Raw genomic sequence first — 18,733 nt, forward strand, 5'->3', positions numbered from 1 at the left:
ATAATCATGAAAGTATACATAGTACACGGACTCAATTCCGCTTTGGATAAGCACTGGTTTGCTTATCTTGTGGGAGAATTAGCCAAGAGAGGTATCTCTTGTTTCTGCTTGCCAATGCCCAACCCTACAGAGCCTAAGGCTGAAGAGTGGTTGGAGTTCCTCAAGAAGGAGATCCATATGGATGACCAAACGGTACTGATCGGTCACAGTGTAGGATGCGTAGCGGTACTCACCTACTTGGCCAACACAGGAGCTAAAGCCTTGGGTACTATATTGGTATCTGGCTTCGACGAGCCACTAAAGCGCTTGCCTCAGCTGGATCCTTTTATCACCCTATATAAGGCACAGCCCTCCATCGCACCCTTGGAAAACTCCTATGTGTTCGCCGCCTTGGACGACCAAAGTGTCCCTTACCAAATGATCGATGACCTAGCCCGGCACCTCGATAGCGTACTGATACGCTACCCACACGGGGGTCACTTCAAGGAAGAGGACGGATACACTACCTTCCCTGCCCTACTGCACAAGGTAGAGGATATTTTCAGAAAATAATGAGGTAAAAGGTAAAAGATTATCAGTTCTAAAATCTTTTACCTTTTATTTTTCTCTAATAATGAAGCGCTAATTACCATCACCATTCACTACTATGTTCGATTCTCGTCCACTTGCCGAGCGCATGCGCCCTGTACGCCTTGCCGACTACATTAGCCAGTCTCACCTTGTCGGGGAGCGAGGAGCCCTGCGCATGCAAATAGAAAAAGGAATTACCCCTTCGCTGATCTTCTGGGGGCCACCTGGTACCGGGAAGACCACCTTGGCCTATATCATTGCCAAGGAGAGCCAGCGTGCTTTTTTCTCCCTCAGTGCGATCAGCAGTGGGATTAAGGAAGTAAGAGATATTATCGAGAAATCCAAACGAGAACAAGGCCTCTTCACCGCTCGCAACCCTATCATTTTCATTGACGAAATTCATCGGTTCAACAAGACCCAACAGGATTCCCTCTTGGAAGCCGTCGAGCGTGGCTGGGTAACCCTCATAGGGGCTACTACGGAAAACCCCAGCTTTGAGGTAATCCCTGCGCTGCTCTCCCGCTGTCAGGTATATACCCTCAAGCCTTTTGAAAAGGAAGACCTCTTAGCCCTGCTTGACCGCGCTATAAAGCAGGATGTAGCACTAAAGCAGAAGCACATCACCCTTAAGGAAACCGAAGCCCTTTTGAGGCTCTCCGATGGCGATGGCCGCAAGCTGCTCAATACCTTTGAGTTGATTGTCAATACCTTTGCCCCTGGAGAGGAAATTGTCATTACCAACGATAAGGTCTTGGAAATTGTACAACAAAATACGGTGCTCTACGACAAGACCGGTGAGCAGCATTATGATATTATCTCCGCCTTTATCAAGTCCATCCGAGGGAGTGACCCCAATGCTGCGGTGTATTGGCTTGCTCGTATGATCGAAGGAGGGGAAGATGTGAAGTTTATCGCAAGGCGTATGCTGATTTTGGCCAGTGAAGACATAGGCAATGCCAACCCTATGGCCTTGGTTTTGGCCAATAATACCTTCCAAGCGGTGACAGTCATTGGCTATCCAGAATCGCGTATTATCCTAAGCCAATGCGCGATCTACTTGGCCTCATCGCCCAAGAGCAATGCCTCCTATAAGGCTATCGGTAAGGCACAACAATTGGTCAAGCAACAAGGCAACCTACCCGTCCCCTTACATCTGCGCAATGCGCCTACTACTCTGATGAAAGAGCTCTCCTATGGAAAGGACTATAAGTACGCCCATGACTACCCTCACAACTTTGTCTTCCAAGACTTTATGCCCGATGCTCTCCAAGGAACCTGCCTATATGAGCCTTGTGACAATCCAAAAGAAAACGCCCTAAAGGCTTATTTGAAAACCTTATGGGGCGATCTTTATGGTTATTGATTTTCTAAATCCTGAAAAAGGGCTTGTAGCTCACTGGCTTCATGGGGCTTGATACGTCCTGCCAGTACGAGGCTCAGTTGCTTACGCCTAAGTGCTCCCTCATAGCGTTCTTTTTCCAAGGGTGTTTCGGGAATCACCTCCGGCACTGATACGGGGCGCCCCACCTCATTGAGGGCGACAAAGGTATAGATTGCCTCATTGGACTTGGTACGCTCCCCACTGACAGAGTCCTCAACCCAGACATCTATATACACCTCCATAGAAGAGGTAAAAGCACGGGAGAGGGAGGCCTCCACCGTTACGATACTTCCCTGAGGAATAATTTTATTGAAGGAAACAGAGTTCACCGCGGCGGTAACTACCAGACAACCCGAATGACGAACGGCAGCTATTGTACCTACCCTATCCATACGGGCTAAGAGTTCGCCACCGAACATATTTCCATAATGGTTAGTCTCATTAGGCAATACCAAGTCGGTAGCCACTGAACGAGACGCTGAAACAGTCTTTGCTTGCATATTCTTATAGTTGTTAGTAATCAATGATAATGGTTAATGATCAATGGTTAATGGTCAATGATTAATGATTAATTACTACTGGCATTAATCATTAGTAGCATTAATCATTAGTGACATTAATCATTAGTGACATTAATCATTAGTGACATTAATCATTAATTACAGTTTTCTACTAATGACGAGCTTGAGAATTTCGGAAGTACCCTCGCCTATGGTACAGAGCTTGGCATCACGATAGAATTTCTCCACAGGATAATCGGTCGTATAGCCATAGCCTCCGTGTATTTGTATGGCCTCATTCGCAGCTTTTACGCAGAGTTCAGAAGCATAGAGCTTAGCCATGGCAGCCTGTTGGGTCACCGGCTGGTGGGTTTGTTTCAGATGAGCGGCCTTGTGCAGCATCAGTTCGGCGGCTTCTATCTCAGTGGAGAGTTCTGCTAACTTAAATCCAATCGCCTGGAAGGCAATAATAGGCTTGCCAAACTGATGACGTTCCTTTGCATATTGGATAGCAGCCTTCACCGCTCCCTTAGCAGTACCCAAAGACAAAGCACCGATAGAGATACGTCCTCCATCTAAGATTTTCATGGCTTGGATAAAGCCCTCTCCTACTTCCCCGATACGATTTTCGTCAGGGATACGACAGTTTTGGAAGACAAGCTCCGCTGTTTCGCTCGCACGCATTCCCATTTTGTCTATTTTCTTTCCATTGGAGAAGCCCGGTGTACCACGTTCCACTACAAAGGCAGTCATGCCGTGTTTGTCGCCTTTCTCTCCTGTTCGGGCAATAACCACGACCACATCAGCAGAAATCGCATGAGTGATAAAGTTCTTGGTACCGTTGAGCACCCACTCAGCTCCGTCTTTTACAGCTATGGTGAGCATTCCCCCCGCATCGGAACCAGTATTGTGCTCGGTAATTCCCCAAGCACCTATATGTGCTCCGGTGGCGAGCTTAGGAAGCCAACGCTTCTTCTGCTGTTCATTTGCAAAAGAAAGTATATGATTGACACACAAGGAATTATGTGCCGCTATAGAAAGCCCAATAGCAGGATCCACTTGGGAGATTTCATCTACTATAGTGATATATTCGTGGTAGCCCAAGCCTGAACCGCCGTATTCTTCAGGGACGAGAATCCCCATGAAGCCCAACTCGCCTGCCTTACGGAAAACCTCTATAGGGAACTGCTGGGTCTTGTCCCACTCACTACGATGAGGCAAGATATATTGTTTGGCAAAGGCCTGCGCCGTTTGCGCAATCATTTCTAATTCCTTAGCATAAGAAAAATTCATCATGGTCATAATATAAGAATTTATCCATTAATATTTAGCTTTTCTTTGAGCCACTGATCACTATAGATTTTGTTCATATAGCGAGAGCCATGGTCAGGGAATACAACGACCACTATGCTATTCGGGGCAAAAGGAGTCTTTTGGTTGTATTTTTGAGTAGCCACCCAAGCGGCTCCGGAGGTATAGCCACAGAAGATTCCAGTCTCTCGGCTGATTTGGCGTGCTGCCAAGGCACTTTCTCGGTCATTGACCTTGACAAATTCATCTATTACGCTGGTATCCAAGGCTCCTGGAATAAGGTTCTTACCCAAGCCTTCTATATAATAAGGATGTAGCTCACTTTTGTCTACCTCACCAGTATCAAAGTATTTTTTGATAAGTGAGCCATCGGCATCTACTCCGATAACCTTCACCTGAGGGTTTTGCTCCTTGAGATAGCGTGCAATTCCGGAGATTGTACCACCGGTACCACTACAGGCCACCAAGTGGGTAATCTGCCCGGCGGTCTGTTCCCAAATCTCTCTTCCGGTACTTAGGTAATGCGCCTGCGTATTGAGTGGATTGAAGTATTGATTGATATAGATAGAGTTAGGCGTTTCTCTATGGATACGCTTGGCTACTTCGTAATAAGATCGAGGGTCGTCGGCCGCTACAGAGGCAGGGCATACATGTACTTCGGCACCGAGGGCGCGTAGCATATCTATCTTATCCTGAGAAGACTTATCGGTTACGGCCAAGATACAGCGGTAGCCACGGATAGCGGCAATCATAGCCAGGCTGTAGCCCGTATTACCGGAGGTGGTCTCCACGATCACCCCTCCTGGGGTAAGCAGGCCTTTGGCTTCTGCATCTTTGATAATATGTAAGGCGGTGCGGTCTTTAGCCGAATGACCAGGGTTAAAGGCTTCTACCTTAGCGAAGAAACGCCCTTGCATGGCAGAGACTATTTTCTCCAAAGAAACCAAGGGGGTACTTCCCACCAGGTCGAGTATATTTTCAAAATATTGTATTTTATCCATGACTATCTTTATCGATGAATGACTATACGTTGCCCAGCCTTTACACTATTGCCCTTGATTTTATTCCACTTCTTCAGCTGATTGACAGTCACCCCATAGCGGGAGGCGATACGCCCGAGGGTCTCCCCTTTCTTCACCTTATGGGTGATCTTATTGTTAGCCTTCGCTTGAGCGGCTGAAACTACCTCAGGAAGGGGTCTTTCTCTTTTGGAAGCCTCTTGATCAAGGTAAGCATAGATCACATCTTCGTTATTGACAAACTTTCCTATAGCCTCCACTGGAAGGCGTAATCCATAGTTTTTGCCCTCTATATAAGGGACGATATTAAGCGAATAAGCAGGATTGAAGAATTCTATTTCTTGTTCGGTCATCCCTACAACATCACCTATATCCTTAAAGGAGATGTGTCGCTTAACTTGTACTGTATCGGTTTCGAAGAATACATTTTCCCTTTTTTCTACCTGAAAACCATGTTCCTTCGCATATTCGAAGATATAGAGCGTAGCCAAGAAGGCAGGCACATAACCCGCTGTTTCATTAGGAAGATAGGGGCGGAGGTTCCAGTAATTCGTCTTTCCACCGGAGCGGCGCATGGCCTTGGTCACATTCCCCGGACCGGAGTTATAAGCGGCCAGCACCAAGTCCCAGTCGTTGAATATAGTATAGAGTTTCTTAAGATATTGCGCTGCCGCTTGGGTAGAGCGCTCAGGGTCGGAACGCTCATCTACATAGTTATTCACCTCAAGGTCATACATCTTACCTGTATAGTACATGAATTGCCAAAGTCCCTTAGCCCCCATACGAGAAGTTGCCTTGGCATTGAGGGCGGATTCTACAATGGCTAAGTACTTAATCTCCTTAGGTACTTGGTTCTTGATGAGTTCTCTTTCGAATAAGGGGAAATAATACTGACTGATATTCATCAATCGCTGTAGGGAAGAGCGACGGTTCTTGAGAAAATTCTTAATGACATTCTCTAAGATAGGGTTATATTCTATATGGAAAGGTGTTTTTTGATCCAGGCGTGCCAAGCGCTCTTTGAGTACCTCGGTGGTGAGCTCGTCATAGGCTACTTGGCCAGAGGGTGTATTCTCTATATCACTTTGCATCAGTGGGAAAAGAGAACGGTTGGAAAGCTCTTCAAGCCATTTTTTATCATATTTCAGCGCCTTGTTATCATCCTTGAGTTGCAAAAGTCCCTCACGAAGATTCGTATTGTTAATCGAAAGGCTATCAGGCGGGGTGATGCGCTGAGATGTATTTCTTTGCGGTTTTAGGGAATCTATGGTATGTTTGGCTTGTACATTGCCCACATAAGTGGAGAAACACAATAGGGCAAATAGTTGTATTTTTTTCATGGAAGTTATTTAGTCTAGTGTTACAAGGGGCAAAGATACAAAAAAATAATTAGCAAAAAAAATTAATGAGATAATTTGTCAATGAGATAATTTGTCAATGAGATAATTTATCAATGAGACAATTTATCAATGAGACAATTGACAAATTGGCAAATTGACAAATTTACTAATTAATTTACTTGCTAATTATTTTTTTTCGTATCTTTGCCCTCTGAAAGCTGTATTTTTAACTCAATGAATTCAACCCTCTTCTATTCGAAAATACTCCTTTTTGGAGAATACGGCATTATCAAGGATTCCAAGGGATTGGCTATTCCTTACAATTCCTATAATGGCACCCTAAAGAAGGCTTCGCCTGCCACTTTAGGCCAAGCGGAGCAGCAATCCAACGCCTCCTTAGCCCAATACTACTTATACCTAAAAAATATTTCCCAACAAGCCCAAAGCCCTGTCCGCTTTGACTTAGAACGTATGGAACAAGATATAGCTGAAGGGATGTACTTTGACAGCAGTATTCCGCAAGGATATGGGGTGGGGAGCAGTGGCGCCTTGGTTGCGGCACTCTATGATACCTATGCCATAGACAAGATTGAGACTTCCTGCGAGCTTAACCGAGATAAATTACTAAAACTCAAAGAAATATTTGCTCTCATGGAATCCTTTTTCCATGGGAAATCCTCAGGCTTAGACCCCTTGAACAGCTACCTAAGCATCCCTATTTTGATTAACTCCCCTTCCCTTATTGAAACCACCGGCATCCCCTCTTCCCAGGAAGAAGGCAAGGGAGCTGTATTCCTTTTGGATAGTGGTATGATCGGGGAAACCGCCCCTATGGTAGAGATTTTTATGGAGAAGATGAAAAATGAAGGCTTTCGCCAAATGCTCAAGACACAGTTTGCCAAATATACGGACGACTGTATAGAGAATTTCCTACAAGGCAACTTCAAGAACCTGATTGTCAATGTAAAAAAGCTCTCCCGTGTTGTGCTTAACCACTTCAAGCCCATGATTCCCTCTCAGTTCCATAGCCTTTGGCAACAAGGTATTGATTCAGGGGACTATTATCTGAAGCTATGTGGCTCCGGAGGAGGCGGCTATATCTTAGGCTTTACTCCTGATTATGAGCGCGCTAAGAAAGCCCTGAACGATCATAAGTTAGAATTGGTATACCGCTTTTAGAAGGATTCAGATGAGGAAATTAGCCAACGAAGAATTGCACCGGCTGAGTGTAGCGGCCTATAAGGATAGTGAGAAAATCCCTGTGATTGTTATTTTGGATAACGTTCGCAGTCTCAACAATATAGGTTCTGTATTCCGCACCGCCGATGCTTTTGCTATTGAAAAAATCTATCTTTGTGGCATCACAGCTTGTCCTCCTCACAAAGACATACACAAGACCGCCTTGGGAGCTACCGAGAGTGTCGCTTGGGAATATGCTCCCGATATTTGTGCCTTACTAGCTGAGCTACAAGAGCAACAGGTCAAAACCATTGCTATAGAACAGGTAGAGGGCGCCACCCCTTTGGATTGTTTTGTCGCAGAACCCCATACACGATACGCCCTTATCTTCGGCAATGAAGTAGAGGGCGTACAGCAAGAGGCCGTCAGCTTATGCAAGCATGCCATTGAGATTCCCCAGTACGGCACCAAGCATTCACTAAATATAGCTGTGAGTACCGGTATCGTCCTTTGGGAAGTGGGGCATAAAATACGAGCGTTAGGCTAAGGCTATTTCAAGCGCTTGATAACCTTTACAGTTGCTTTTTCAGTACAACTTTCCACGGTAAGCTCCAAAGGAGTATGCTGGGTATCTTCTCCTATAATAATATAGGTACGACAAGCAGAATGCGTGTCGCTGCGAGAGAAATCAACATCTCCCTGCTGAAAGATAGGAGCGAGCTGTTCCACTGAGTAATCTCTCAAGGAATCGGCAAGAGCTAAAGGCTTAGAACGCAAGTCCTTCAGCACCCTACAATTGGGCAGATAACAGAACTCTGTTCCCTTGCGCTGAAAGAAAAACATGACAAAAACACTGCCTATAGCAAGGCCAAAGAAGAAAAAAAGAAATCTTTTAAACAAATTCATAAATACGCTAAAATACGGAAGGTTCATTCATTATGTTGTACGATGGTCAGCCTACGAGTGTGCTCGTCCAAAGCAGTGATAAGCACCTCTGTATAGGAGGCAGGAAGTAGCGAAGGTATACGCTCCGCCCACTCCACAAAGCACCAAGCCCCAGAGTCCCAGTACTCTTCTATCCCGAAGTCAAGTGCCTCCTGTTGCTGCTCTATCCGATAGAGATCAAAATGATAGATTGTCCCCGAAGGAGATTGGTATTCATTGACTAAGGAAAAAGTAGGACTGCTGACCCGATCCCCTACGCCTAACTGCTCACATAAGGCCTTGATGAGGGTCGTCTTGCCTGCTCCCATCGCCCCTTGAAAGAGCAACACCTTATGGGAGTGAGGAAGCTCCTCCCTTACGAGGGTCTCGGCTATACTATCTATTTGAGAGAGTGTGTATTGCATATAGGTTATTTATGAAGGCAAAAATACAAAAATAATGACAAATGACAAATAATTTCAGCAGTTAGTTATTAGTCATTAGTCACGAATTATTGATTATCAAATTAAGTAGTATGGAATATAATTCTTTAGAATACAACACCGAGCGCAATGAGCTCATCATTCCCGAATACGGAAGGCATATCCAAAAAATGGTAGAGAAAGCTGTAAAAATAGCCGATCGTACCCAGCGCAACAATACCGCTAAAGCTATTATTGCCATTATGGGGAATATGAACCCCCACCTGAGGGATGTGCCTGACTTCCAACATAAGCTATGGGATCAACTCTTCAAAATGTCCGATTTCCAGATAGATGTAGATTCTCCTTTTGAACGACCTACTCGTGAATCTACCACTCCCAAGCCCGAAAGACTTGCCTCGCCACAACACAACCTCAAATATCGCTTCTATGGGAATAACATCCTGAAAATGATACAGATATGCAATAGCTGGGAAGAAGGAGACCTGAAAACCGCCCTGAAGTTCTCCATCGCCAACCATATGAAAAAGTGCTTCCTTACTTGGAACAAAGAAGATGTGGAGGATAATATCATCTTTGTCCATCTCTACGAACTCAGTCAAGGAAAGATAGACCTAAGAAGTATGTCAGAGAACCTCAATTCCAAGCCCACTCATTATCAGAAGAAAAATAATAACAACCCAACTATCTCTAAGAAAAACAATAACTATTCTAAGGGAAAGAAAAAATAAGCTATGGAAAGTTTCAAAATAGAAGGCGGACACCCCCTTAAGGGAAGTATCGCTCCTCAAGGCGCTAAGAATGAAGCCCTACAAGTACTCTGCTTGGTACTGCTCACCGACGAGAAAGTAACCATCCACAACCTACCCGATATCTTAGATGTCAATAAGCTCATCGAACTACTAGGGAACTTAGGGGTGAAGATTCAGAAAATAGCCAAAGGCTCCTACACCTTCCAGGCCGATGATATCAATATGGATTACCTCTCAAGCGAAGCCTTCACCAAGCAAAGCCAAAGCCTTAGAGGTTCTATCCTAATCTTAGGCCCCCTATTGGCACGTTTCGGCTACGGAAGTATCCCCAAGCCAGGAGGAGATAAGATAGGCCGTCGCCGCTTGGATACACACTTCGATGGTTTTGTGAAGCTCGGCGCTACCTTCTCCTACTCTCATGAGCACCATCACTATTCCATCACCGCCCCCCAAGGACTCAAAGGAAACTATATTCTCCTTGATGAAGCCTCCGTTACCGGTACGGCCAATATCCTAATGGCAGCCTGCCTGGCGGAAGGTACCACTACCCTATACAATGCCGCTTGTGAACCCTACCTACAACAGGTATGCCGTATGCTGGTAAGTATGGGAGCTCAAATAGAAGGAATCGGATCCAACCTACTCACCATCCGAGGCGTCAAGAAGCTCGGTGGCTGTACCCACCATATCCTACCCGACATGATTGAGATCGGCAGCTGGATAGGGATGGCCGCTATGACCCAAAGTGAACTGACTATCAAGAACGTCGGTTGGGAACATTTGGGGCTGATTCCTACCATCTTCGAGCGATTGGGAATCAGCTTAGAACATCGGGGTGATGACATCTATATCCCTGCCCATACGGATGGCTACCAGATTCAGAGCTTCATCGACGGCTCTATCCTTACCGTATCCGATGCCCCTTGGCCAGGCTTTACCCCCGACCTGCTAAGTATCATCTTAGTGACGGCGATCCAAGCCCGAGGGGAAGTGCTTATTCACCAAAAAATGTTCGAGAGCCGCCTCTTCTTTGTAGATAAGCTCATCGATATGGGAGCCAAGATCATCCTCTGTGACCCCCACCGTGCGGTAGTCATAGGAAATGATTTCAAATCCAAGCTACGTGCCACGACCATGACCTCGCCCGATATTCGTGCAGGGATAGCCCTACTCATCGCTGCTCTTTCGGCCAAAGGCACCTCCACCATCCACAATATAGAGCAAATTGATCGCGGTTATGAGTGCATAGAAGCACGCCTTGAGGCCATAGGAGCCAAAGTAACAAGAGTATAACCACCACACTATCAATTAATTATAAAAAATAGAAAAATATTTTGAGAAAACACTTGCTAATTCAAAAAAAAGTAGTACCTTTGCACTCGAAATAACAATAGGCCTCGTGGCGCAACTGAATAGCGCATCTGATTACGGCTCAGAAGGTTACAGGTTTGAATCCTGTCGAGGTCACAGCAAATAACGCTCTGAATACCAGAGCGTTATTTTATTTTCTAAGACAAATATCATTTGTACTTTCGCTATATCTTTCTTAACCTCATTCATTACTATTTAATTTCCTATTACCATATTTGTACCCACAAAAATATTTTTAGTATATTCTTTTCCTACTAATGAAATAAACATAAAAACAATTATATCATGCAAACATTATTATTACAAGCTAAGATACAAGAAATAAACCTCCCTATCGTGGAAGAATTTCTCAAAAAAATAAAGGGCAAGAAAGTAAAAATCGGAAGTATTGAAACCCTTAAAGAAGTTGTAGAGAAAGGGAGAAAGGATTACAAAGAAGGTAAAACCACTAAAATAAATCCTCTTGACATATGGGAGAACATTTAGATTTATTGCTGGCAAGCTAAAAAAAATCATTTAGAGGTGGAATTGGCGAAGCAATAAAAATTGCTTTTCTCTTTGTCATTCCAAAATAAATTCGTAACTTTGCAAAATCTTTCGAGCTTCACCAAGGAAAAGATAATTTTATAAGAATAAATGTATCACTAAAACTATGTATGGGAGCTCCTTGACCTTGACCTATTACATAGCTAATCCTTATCTATCAGCAATGGCTGAAATTACTAAAGAACAACAAGAACAGTTGGACAACTTCAACTGGACTAAGTACGAACAAGGTATTGACCAAGTAGACCAAAACAAATTGGACGAATTCGAACGCCTTGTTAAAGAAAACTTCGTGGATACTCAGGCTGACGAGCTTGTTATCGGTACGGTAACACACCTTACTGACCGTGAAGCCATTATCGACATCAATGCTAAAAGTGAAGGAGTCATCTCCCTCAACGAGTTCCGCTACAACCCTAACCTAAAGGTAGGCGACAAGGTGGAAGTATTGGTAGACATCCGTGAGGACAAAACAGGACAGCTGGTGCTCTCCCACAAAAAAGCCCGCACTATCAAGGCTTGGGACAGAGTCAATGCGGCTTTCGAAAGTGGCGAAATCGTAAATGGTTTCGTAAAGTGCAGAACCAAAGGAGGTATGATCGTAGATGTATTCGGTATCGAAGCCTTCCTTCCTGGCTCTCAAATCGATGTAAAACCTATCCGCGATTACGATCAATTTGTCAATAAAACCATGGAATTCAAGGTAGTGAAAATCAACCATGAGTTCAAAAATGTGGTCGTATCTCACAAAGCCCTTATTGAGGCCGATATCGAAGAGCAAAAACGCGAAATCATCGGACAACTCGAAAAAGGACAAGTACTCGAAGGGGTTGTGAAGAATATCACTTCTTACGGAGTATTCGTTGACCTCGGCGGTGTAGACGGACTTATCCACATCACTGACCTTTCTTGGTCTCGTATCAACCACCCAACTGAAGTATTAGAACTTGATCAAAAGATCAATGTGGTAATCCTTGACTTCGATGACAACAAGTCTCGTATCCAATTAGGATTGAAACAACTTCAAAAACACCCATGGGAAGCCCTTTCTGAAAACCTTAAAGTGGGTGACAAAGTAAAAGGTAAAGTAGTGGTAATCGCTGACTACGGTGCTTTCGTAGAAGTAGCCGACGGTGTAGAAGGCCTTATCCACGTTTCCGAAATGTCTTGGAGCACTCACTTGCGTTCTGCTCAGGACTTCGTAAACATAGGAGATGAGGTAGAAGCCGTTATCCTTACCCTTGATAGAGACGAAAGAAAAATGTCCTTGGGTATCAAACAACTTACTACTGACCCATGGACTGATATTACCACCAAATATCCTGTAGGTTCTAAGCATACAGGTACCGTTCGTAACTTCACCAACTTCGGCGTATTCGTAGAATTAGAAGAAGGTATCGACGGATTGGTATATATCTCCGACCTTTCTTGGACTAAGAAAATCAAACATCCATCTGAGTTCTGCTCTGTAGGTGATAAAATGGACGTGGTTGTCCTTGAATTGGATGTCAATACCCGTAAACTCGCCCTTGGACACAAGCAATTGGAAGCCAATCCTTGGGACAAATATGAAAATGAGTTTGCTGTAGGCACCATCCACCAAGGTACTATCTCCAAAATCACTGATAAGAGAGCAACCGTTCCTTTCAATGAGGACATCCTTGCCTTTGTTCCTTCTCGCCACTTAGAAACTGAGACAGGTAAGAAATTAGGCAAAGGAGAAACTGCTGATTTCAAGATTATTGAGTTCAGCAAAGAGTTCAAGCGTGTAGTAGCCTCTCACACTGCGATCTTCAAAGAAGAAGAAGAAAAAATAGCAAAAGAAGCTACCGCTCAGCCTACTCAACAAGTAGAAAAATCTACTTTAGGAGACTTGGATGTACTCCAAGAACTCAAAGACAAGATGGAGAAAGAACAATAGTGGTTTAGTTTTTTTCATAATTTTTGTTTTAGGGTACTACTTTGTTCTAAAGTAGTACCTTTTTTTACTTTTTAAATTCTTTTTCTCATGAAATATATTCGAATCAATGAATATTTGGTATTCTTATACCGTATTGCTCTCGTTTATTTCTTCTATGCTATTGCACGTGGTTCGTTTATCTACTTCAACCAAAGTGCGATGGGTGATTATCATAGTGCTGACCTTTTCTATTATGGTTTAGCCTTTGATAATTGTGCTATTATGTATATCAATTTGCTTTTTATACTACTGAGTTTACTCCCTTTGTGGTATAATGTGCAACCTAAATTTCAAAAAACAGTCTTTTGGGCTTATTTTATTCCCAATACGATTGCTTATGCTACCAATTTTATTGACATGGCATATTATCCATTCAGTAAATCACGACTAACCACGGCTTCTTTTGCCGTTATAGAACACGAACAGAACAAAACAATACTCTTTTTTACTTTCTTGGGAGAATATTGGTATCTTTTCCTTACTTTTTTTGCGCTAATTGCTCTTTGGGTATTCTTGTACAAGCGTGTAAAAGTACAACAAGTAGCCATTCCAAGTAAGAAAGCCTACTATATCAGCTCCGTTTTCTTATTCATTGGCTTTGGTACCCTCATTATGATGGCTATCCGAGGAGGAGGATTTACAACTGACACCCGCCCTATCAATATGCTCGATGCCAGCCGACATGTGAATATCTCTGCCCAAGCCGATGCCATCCTCAATACCCCTTTCTGCCTGATTCGCAGCTTAGGAAAGAACAAGGGCTTTAAGGAATACCATTTTGTCACAGAGGATTACATCAATGAAAATCTCAAGCCCATCAAGCAGTATCACCGTCAGGTAAATGGCAAACCCAATATCATGCTCTTTATCTTAGAGAGTTTCGGTAAGGAGTATTGGGGTTGCATGAATACCCGAGAGAATATCCCAGGTTTCAAGTCCTATACCCCTTTCTTAGACTCACTCTCTCAGCACTCTTTTGTCTTGGACAATGCCTATTGTACTGGGCGCCAGTCTATTCATGGGATGTCCTCCATGCTGGCCGGTATTCCCTCTTTTCAGGTAGCTTATACTTCCTCCCCTTATGTGAAACAGCCTACCCAGTCGTTGGTCTCTATCGCCAAAGAGATGGGCTATGACACTTCCTTTTTCCACTCAGCCCCCAATGGCTCCATGGGCTTCCTGGGCTTCTCCAATATCTTAGGCTTCGATCACTATTATGGAAAAACGGAGTACAATAATGATGCAGATTATGACGGACAATGGGGCATCTGGGACGAACCCTTTTTCCTATATATGTGCCGCAAACTCTCAGAGAAAAAGCAACCTTTCTTAGGCAATATCTTCACTCTATCCTCCCATCACCCCTTCCGTATTCCTAAGCAATATGAAGGAAAATTCGATGTAGGTACCTTAGATATTCACAAGGTCATCGGCTATACCGATCATGCTCTTAAGCTATTCTTTGATTGTGCCAAGAAGGAGCCTTGGTTCCAGAATACCATCTTTGCCTTTGTCAACGATCACCCCAATCAAGTATATTACGATCGTTATCAAGAGCCTATCACGGGGATGGGAGCTGCTATTATGTTCTACAGCCCTAATGCGGAACTGGTACCTACCAAGCTATATAGCGAGATTAGCCAACAGATAGACATCTACCCATCTTTAGTTGACCTTATGGGCTATCAGAAGCCCTTCCGCTCTTGGGGACGTAGTGTCTTTGCCGATAAGCCTGGTGAGACCCCTCGCGCCTTCATCTCCAATTCCGTCATGTACCAAATGATGCAGGGTAACTACATCTATATCATTGATGAAAATGGTCAGGTCAATGGAATCTACCGAAAGGACGATGGCGCTCTCAAGCAAAACCTGCTCCACCATGAGAATAACCCCGAAATACAAAAAGGTATACAAGACCTCAAGGCCTTCATGCAGGACTATATGGATCGGATTATCAATCACAAATTGGATCCTAACAAACATTAATAATCAATGTATTACAAAATAAAGTGTGTTTATTTTGTACTTATGTAATTTATTTTGTAAATTTGTCGCCTAATAACTATTTTATATGGGAACCAGCGCCGAGAACCAAGAAATTGTAAAAAAGGTCTTTACCAAATATTTAGAAGAACACGCGCACCGAAAAACTCCGGAGCGCTATGCCGTTTTGCAAGAAATCTATGACAGTAATGAACACTTCGATATAGAATCGCTCTATATCAAAATGAAAAACAAAAACTATAGAGTAAGCCGTGCCACCCTCTACAATACCATAGAAATCCTACTGGATTGTGGGCTGGTACGTCGTCACCAATTCGGGCAAAACCAAGCCCACTACGAAAAGTCTTATTTTGATCGCCAGCACGACCATGTCATCCTAACTGATACTGGTGAGGTGGTGGAGTTCTGTGACCCTCGTATCCAAGCCATCAAGCAGACTATAGAAGAGGTTTTCGATATCACCATTGACAATCATTCCCTCTATTTCTATGGTAGGCGCAATAAAAAAGAAAATACTAACGAAGCTTAAAACCAATTTGTAATGGCAGTAGATTTACTACTCGGTCTCCAATGGGGAGACGAAGGGAAAGGAAAAATAGTGGATGTCCTTACCCCAAAATATGATATTATCGCTCGCTTTCAGGGTGGCCCCAATGCGGGACATACCCTTGAGTTTGAAGGTATTAAGCATGTATTACACACCATCCCTTCGGGTATCTTCCGCCCCAATGTAGTCAATGTCATTGGCAACGGGGTAGTGATAGACCCTATCATCCTGAAAAAAGAAATCGATGCGCTCACTCCCTTTGGTGTTGACATCAAGGAGCGCTTGCTCATCTCTCGCAAGGCTCATATCATCCTTCCTACCCACCGCCTACTCGACCAGGCTTCAGAACTCTCCAAAGGAAAGGCCAAAATAGGCTCTACCCTGAAGGGTATCGGGCCTTGCTATATGGACAAAACAGGGCGCAATGGCCTTAGAATTGGTGATATAGAGAACAAGGATTTCCTTACCCTATACCGTACCTTGGCCGACAAGCACCTTTCTATGATTGGGTTCTATGGTGTTACCCTTGAGTATGACCTCCCTACCCTTGAAAAGGAATTCTTCGAGGCCATTGACCTGATTAAGTCCCTTACCTTTATCGATAGCGAGGACTTCTTCTACCATGCTCAAAAGCAAGGCAAAAAGATCTTGGCCGAAGGAGCTCAAGGCTCCATGCTGGATATCGATTTCGGTACTTATCCTTTCGTGACCTCATCCAATACCACCGCTGCTGGGGCTTGTACGGGCTTGGGTATTGCTCCTAACCAGATTAAGAATGTAATGGGGATCTTCAAGGCCTACACAACCCGTGTGGGTAGTGGCTCCTTCCCTACCGAACTTTTCGATGAAGTAGGCGAAAAAATAGGCCAAATAGGTCGCGAAGTAGGGGCTACCACTGGGCGCAAACGCCGTTGCGGATGGCTCGATTTAGTAGCGTTGCGCTATGCCATTCACCTTAGCGGTGTTACCCAACTGATGATGATGAAGGCCGATGTGCTAAGTGGATTCGACACCTTAAAGGTATGTACTGCCTACCGCTACAAAGGCGAAGTAATCCACCACTTCCCTTATGGCACTGAAACCGAGGAAATCACCCCTATCTATACCGAACTCAAGGGATGGCATACCGACCTCTCTACCTTGAAAAATTCTCATGAGTTTCCTCAAGAACTCATGGACTATATCCGCTTTATCGAAAAAGAAGTGGAAGTACCTATCTCCCTCGTATCGGTAGGAGCCGACCGTACTCAGACGATCATTTTTTAATCTAACTAACGAAGAATGAAGTATATACACCTATCTATTCTATCCCTTACCACTCTTGCGCTAACCTCTTCCTGCAATACAGACGGAGAGATACGCCCCGTGGAGGGAAATATCTTAGGAAAACCACTTTTTACACCCAAGAAGGATTCTATTGCTTTGGAGTTCGACAATATAAAGCTCAATGCAATCCAAACCAATATGCAAAGTAGTCCCCTTTTAGGACAACTCACCCAAGGGGAGTTAGGCACTACCCAGGCGGCTATCACCACCCAAGTCCTACTACCGAGAATCAATCCTACCTTTGGAGAAAAGACCCAAGAGCAGGAGGCTACCTCCTACAATGAGAATGAAACCGTAGAAAAGGTCTACCTCTACCTACCCTTCTTCTCTACCGAGAAGAATGTCAGAGATCCCAGAGATGAGAAAAAAACCATCAAGGTATATACGCTCGACTCTATTTGGGGGAACAAGCAGGCTACCTTCAAGATGAAAGTGGAGCAGCTCAACCACCATCTAAGGGATGTCAATAGCCAATTGGACGCACAAGTATATTACTCCAATGAGACCTTCCCTACGACCACCACCTTAGCCGAGGTAAGTGTAGGGCCTATCAGTAGCGATGCCATCATACGCCACCAGTTCGACGATCCTACGACCGAAGCCGATGAGTCCACCAAGGAAAGAGACCGCCTTGCCCCTGGTTTTCGCATAGAACTAGACCCTACCCTATTTCAAAATATCCTCTTGAACAAGGAAGGGGACAGCTCCCTTAGCAGTAATAACACCTTCCTACAAGCACTCAATGGCTTGGTCATCTCTGGAAGTAACTTTTCCAAAGACTTACTTCCCCTTATCAATCTAAGAAATGCGAAAATAGAGGTAGTATATAACTATCAGTTCCAAAAAGAGGGAAGAACCTACACCAAGAAAAAGTCCTTTGAGCTTGTCTTAGGAAATGGTGTAAGCTTTAACCAATACACTGTTAGCGGGGATAGAGCCACCCCTTCCTCTGATGCCCTCTATCTCAAAGGTGGACAAGGATATGTAGCGGAGCTAACCATTCCGGAAAGTGATGCTACCTTCCAAAAACTTAAAGCAAAAAAGGCTATTATCAACCAGGCTGATTTGTTCCTCTATGTAGACAAAGATAAGGTTAATATTGCCCAACAACCTGCTTATATCTTGGTGTATAACGCTACCAAAGGGACTGCACTACCCGATTATGCAGCCGAACTTAGCATCTATGCTTCTTCGAAGGATATTGTTTCGATAGGGCGCTTGCAGAAAGACAGCCGTGGGGATTACTTCTATCATCTCTATATGACGGATCACCTTACACAGCTTATCAAAAATGGAGCTGAAAATGTAAAAATAGGCTTGGCTACCTCCTCTCATCTGCTATATGATACGCGAAGTTCTTTCTCTGCAATGAGAAGTATCTATTACAAAAATGCAGCCAATGAGGTAAAGAAAACTGTCTTAGGAACAGCTGAGAATATCCTCTATACCGTTATTCATGGAAATAGTCCTCAGGTTCCTCAAGCAAAGAAACTCAAGCTAATGGTCTATTATACGCCTACTACTGAATAAATCATAAAAAAGGTTGCCGCAGGGGCAACC

The 18,733-nt window shown here is 44.0% G+C and carries 18 protein-coding genes and 1 tRNA gene; 13 read left to right on the top strand and 6 right to left on the bottom strand.

Annotation, left to right across the window (positions count from 1 at the left end; genetic code table 11):
* The first annotated feature begins 6 nt into the window (after positions 1-6).
* Both HMPREF1551_RS03980 and HMPREF1551_RS03985 read left to right on the top strand, forming a co-directional pair.
* A complete protein-coding gene (locus HMPREF1551_RS03980) occupies positions 7-552 on the top strand; it encodes an RBBP9/YdeN family alpha/beta hydrolase (RefSeq protein WP_021627759.1) in 546 nt (181 codons plus the stop codon).
* A 94-nt stretch (positions 553-646) separates the two neighbouring features.
* Positions 647-1,933 (top strand): replication-associated recombination protein A, encoded by a 1,287-nt coding sequence (locus HMPREF1551_RS03985; protein ID WP_021627760.1) that lies wholly within the window; start codon positions 647-649, stop codon positions 1,931-1,933.
* Here HMPREF1551_RS03985 and HMPREF1551_RS03990 read toward each other — a convergent pair.
* The 4 genes from HMPREF1551_RS03990 to HMPREF1551_RS04005 all read right to left on the bottom strand — a co-directional run bounded on the left by HMPREF1551_RS03990 (position 1,927) and on the right by HMPREF1551_RS04005 (position 6,121).
* Complete coding sequence (locus tag HMPREF1551_RS03990; protein WP_021627761.1) at positions 1,927-2,451, bottom strand: acyl-CoA thioesterase; 525 nt, start codon at positions 2,449-2,451, stop codon at positions 1,927-1,929. The genes HMPREF1551_RS03985 and HMPREF1551_RS03990 overlap by 7 nt on opposite strands.
* 159 nt (positions 2,452-2,610) lie before the next feature.
* Positions 2,611-3,744, bottom strand: a complete 1,134-nt coding sequence (locus HMPREF1551_RS03995; protein ID WP_196800708.1) for an acyl-CoA dehydrogenase family protein — start codon at positions 3,742-3,744, stop codon at positions 2,611-2,613.
* Positions 3,745-3,764: 20 nt separating this feature from the next.
* Complete coding sequence (locus HMPREF1551_RS04000; RefSeq protein ID WP_021627763.1) at positions 3,765-4,763, bottom strand: PLP-dependent cysteine synthase family protein; 999 nt, start codon at positions 4,761-4,763, stop codon at positions 3,765-3,767.
* Positions 4,764-4,771: 8 nt separating this feature from the next.
* Complete coding sequence (locus HMPREF1551_RS04005; protein ID WP_021627764.1) at positions 4,772-6,121, bottom strand: lytic transglycosylase domain-containing protein; 1,350 nt, start codon at positions 6,119-6,121, stop codon at positions 4,772-4,774.
* 234 nt (positions 6,122-6,355) lie between these two features.
* Between HMPREF1551_RS04005 and HMPREF1551_RS04010 the strand changes: the two genes are divergently transcribed.
* Complete coding sequence (locus tag HMPREF1551_RS04010) at positions 6,356-7,300, top strand: mevalonate kinase (protein ID WP_021627765.1); 945 nt, start codon at positions 6,356-6,358, stop codon at positions 7,298-7,300.
* Positions 7,301-7,310: 10 nt separating this feature from the next.
* A complete protein-coding gene (locus HMPREF1551_RS04015) occupies positions 7,311-7,847 on the top strand; it encodes an RNA methyltransferase (RefSeq protein ID WP_021627766.1) in 537 nt (178 codons plus the stop codon).
* A gap of 2 nt (positions 7,848-7,849) precedes the next feature.
* On the opposite strand, the gene HMPREF1551_RS04020 is transcribed toward HMPREF1551_RS04015, so the two are convergent.
* Both HMPREF1551_RS04020 and tsaE read right to left on the bottom strand, forming a co-directional pair.
* A complete protein-coding gene (locus HMPREF1551_RS04020; protein ID WP_034544279.1) occupies positions 7,850-8,206 on the bottom strand; it encodes a hypothetical protein in 357 nt (118 codons plus the stop codon).
* 23 nt (positions 8,207-8,229) lie between these two features.
* On the bottom strand, positions 8,230-8,649 hold the full coding sequence (gene tsaE, locus HMPREF1551_RS04025) for a tRNA (adenosine(37)-N6)-threonylcarbamoyltransferase complex ATPase subunit type 1 TsaE (RefSeq protein WP_021627768.1): 420 nt from the start codon (positions 8,647-8,649) through the stop codon (positions 8,230-8,232).
* 110 nt (positions 8,650-8,759) lie between these two features.
* Here tsaE and HMPREF1551_RS04030 point away from each other — a divergent pair, with 110 nt between their 5' ends.
* The 9 genes from HMPREF1551_RS04030 (at position 8,760) to HMPREF1551_RS04070 (ending at position 18,703) form a co-directional block, all read left to right on the top strand.
* Positions 8,760-9,398 carry a DUF4290 domain-containing protein gene (locus HMPREF1551_RS04030; RefSeq protein WP_021627769.1) on the top strand — a complete coding sequence of 213 codons (639 nt, stop codon included), beginning with the start codon at positions 8,760-8,762 and terminating at the stop codon, positions 9,396-9,398.
* A gap of 3 nt (positions 9,399-9,401) precedes the next feature.
* Complete coding sequence (murA, locus tag HMPREF1551_RS04035; RefSeq protein WP_021627770.1) at positions 9,402-10,712, top strand: UDP-N-acetylglucosamine 1-carboxyvinyltransferase; 1,311 nt, start codon at positions 9,402-9,404, stop codon at positions 10,710-10,712.
* A gap of 100 nt (positions 10,713-10,812) precedes the next feature.
* Positions 10,813-10,886: transfer RNA gene (locus HMPREF1551_RS04040), tRNA-Arg, on the top strand.
* Positions 10,887-11,075: 189 nt separating this feature from the next.
* A complete protein-coding gene (locus HMPREF1551_RS04045; protein WP_021627771.1) occupies positions 11,076-11,276 on the top strand; it encodes a hypothetical protein in 201 nt (66 codons plus the stop codon).
* Between the two features lie 223 nt (positions 11,277-11,499).
* The gene (rpsA, locus tag HMPREF1551_RS04050; RefSeq protein ID WP_021627772.1) at positions 11,500-13,257 is read left to right on the top strand and encodes a 30S ribosomal protein S1; all 1,758 of its coding nucleotides are present in this window, start codon (positions 11,500-11,502) and stop codon (positions 13,255-13,257) included.
* Positions 13,258-13,344: 87 nt separating this feature from the next.
* Positions 13,345-15,282, top strand: coding sequence for an LTA synthase family protein (locus tag HMPREF1551_RS04055; protein ID WP_021627773.1), 1,938 nt, complete (start codon positions 13,345-13,347; stop codon positions 15,280-15,282).
* Positions 15,283-15,367: 85 nt separating this feature from the next.
* Positions 15,368-15,829 (top strand): Fur family transcriptional regulator, encoded by a 462-nt coding sequence (locus tag HMPREF1551_RS04060; protein ID WP_009642261.1) that lies wholly within the window; start codon positions 15,368-15,370, stop codon positions 15,827-15,829.
* A 12-nt stretch (positions 15,830-15,841) separates the two neighbouring features.
* On the top strand, positions 15,842-17,113 hold the full coding sequence (locus HMPREF1551_RS04065; RefSeq protein ID WP_021627774.1) for an adenylosuccinate synthase: 1,272 nt from the start codon (positions 15,842-15,844) through the stop codon (positions 17,111-17,113).
* 15 nt (positions 17,114-17,128) lie between these two features.
* Positions 17,129-18,703 (top strand): DUF4270 domain-containing protein, encoded by a 1,575-nt coding sequence (locus HMPREF1551_RS04070; protein ID WP_021627775.1) that lies wholly within the window; start codon positions 17,129-17,131, stop codon positions 18,701-18,703.
* Positions 18,704-18,733 lie beyond the last annotated feature (30 nt).

Source organism: Capnocytophaga sp. oral taxon 863 str. F0517, from assembly GCF_000466425.1.
In the GTDB taxonomy this organism is placed as follows: domain Bacteria; phylum Bacteroidota; class Bacteroidia; order Flavobacteriales; family Flavobacteriaceae; genus Capnocytophaga.

Excerpts from the sequence above, each read along its gene's own strand:
- HMPREF1551_RS04055 (WP_021627773.1), top strand. The coding sequence starts at position 13,345 with ATGAAATATATTCGAATCAATGAATATTTGGTATTCTTATACCGTATT.
- HMPREF1551_RS04005 (WP_021627764.1), bottom strand. The coding sequence starts at position 6,121 with ATGAAAAAAATACAACTATTTGCCCTATTGTGTTTCTCCACTTATGTG.
- HMPREF1551_RS04030 (WP_021627769.1), top strand. The coding sequence starts at position 8,760 with ATGGAATATAATTCTTTAGAATACAACACCGAGCGCAATGAGCTCATC.
- HMPREF1551_RS04020 (WP_034544279.1), bottom strand. The coding sequence starts at position 8,206 with ATGAATTTGTTTAAAAGATTTCTTTTTTTCTTCTTTGGCCTTGCTATA.
- tsaE (WP_021627768.1), bottom strand. The coding sequence starts at position 8,649 with ATGCAATACACACTCTCTCAAATAGATAGTATAGCCGAGACCCTCGTA.
- murA (WP_021627770.1), top strand. The coding sequence starts at position 9,402 with ATGGAAAGTTTCAAAATAGAAGGCGGACACCCCCTTAAGGGAAGTATC.
- HMPREF1551_RS04045 (WP_021627771.1), top strand. The coding sequence starts at position 11,076 with ATGCAAACATTATTATTACAAGCTAAGATACAAGAAATAAACCTCCCT.
- HMPREF1551_RS04010 (WP_021627765.1), top strand. The coding sequence starts at position 6,356 with ATGAATTCAACCCTCTTCTATTCGAAAATACTCCTTTTTGGAGAATAC.
- HMPREF1551_RS03985 (WP_021627760.1), top strand. The coding sequence starts at position 647 with ATGTTCGATTCTCGTCCACTTGCCGAGCGCATGCGCCCTGTACGCCTT.
- HMPREF1551_RS04000 (WP_021627763.1), bottom strand. The coding sequence starts at position 4,763 with ATGGATAAAATACAATATTTTGAAAATATACTCGACCTGGTGGGAAGT.
- HMPREF1551_RS03995 (WP_196800708.1), bottom strand. The coding sequence starts at position 3,744 with ATGAATTTTTCTTATGCTAAGGAATTAGAAATGATTGCGCAAACGGCG.
- HMPREF1551_RS04060 (WP_009642261.1), top strand. The coding sequence starts at position 15,368 with ATGGGAACCAGCGCCGAGAACCAAGAAATTGTAAAAAAGGTCTTTACC.
- rpsA (WP_021627772.1), top strand. The coding sequence starts at position 11,500 with ATGGCTGAAATTACTAAAGAACAACAAGAACAGTTGGACAACTTCAAC.
- HMPREF1551_RS04065 (WP_021627774.1), top strand. The coding sequence starts at position 15,842 with ATGGCAGTAGATTTACTACTCGGTCTCCAATGGGGAGACGAAGGGAAA.
- HMPREF1551_RS04015 (WP_021627766.1), top strand. The coding sequence starts at position 7,311 with ATGAGGAAATTAGCCAACGAAGAATTGCACCGGCTGAGTGTAGCGGCC.
- HMPREF1551_RS03990 (WP_021627761.1), bottom strand. The coding sequence starts at position 2,451 with ATGCAAGCAAAGACTGTTTCAGCGTCTCGTTCAGTGGCTACCGACTTG.
- HMPREF1551_RS03980 (WP_021627759.1), top strand. The coding sequence starts at position 7 with ATGAAAGTATACATAGTACACGGACTCAATTCCGCTTTGGATAAGCAC.
- HMPREF1551_RS04070 (WP_021627775.1), top strand. The coding sequence starts at position 17,129 with ATGAAGTATATACACCTATCTATTCTATCCCTTACCACTCTTGCGCTA.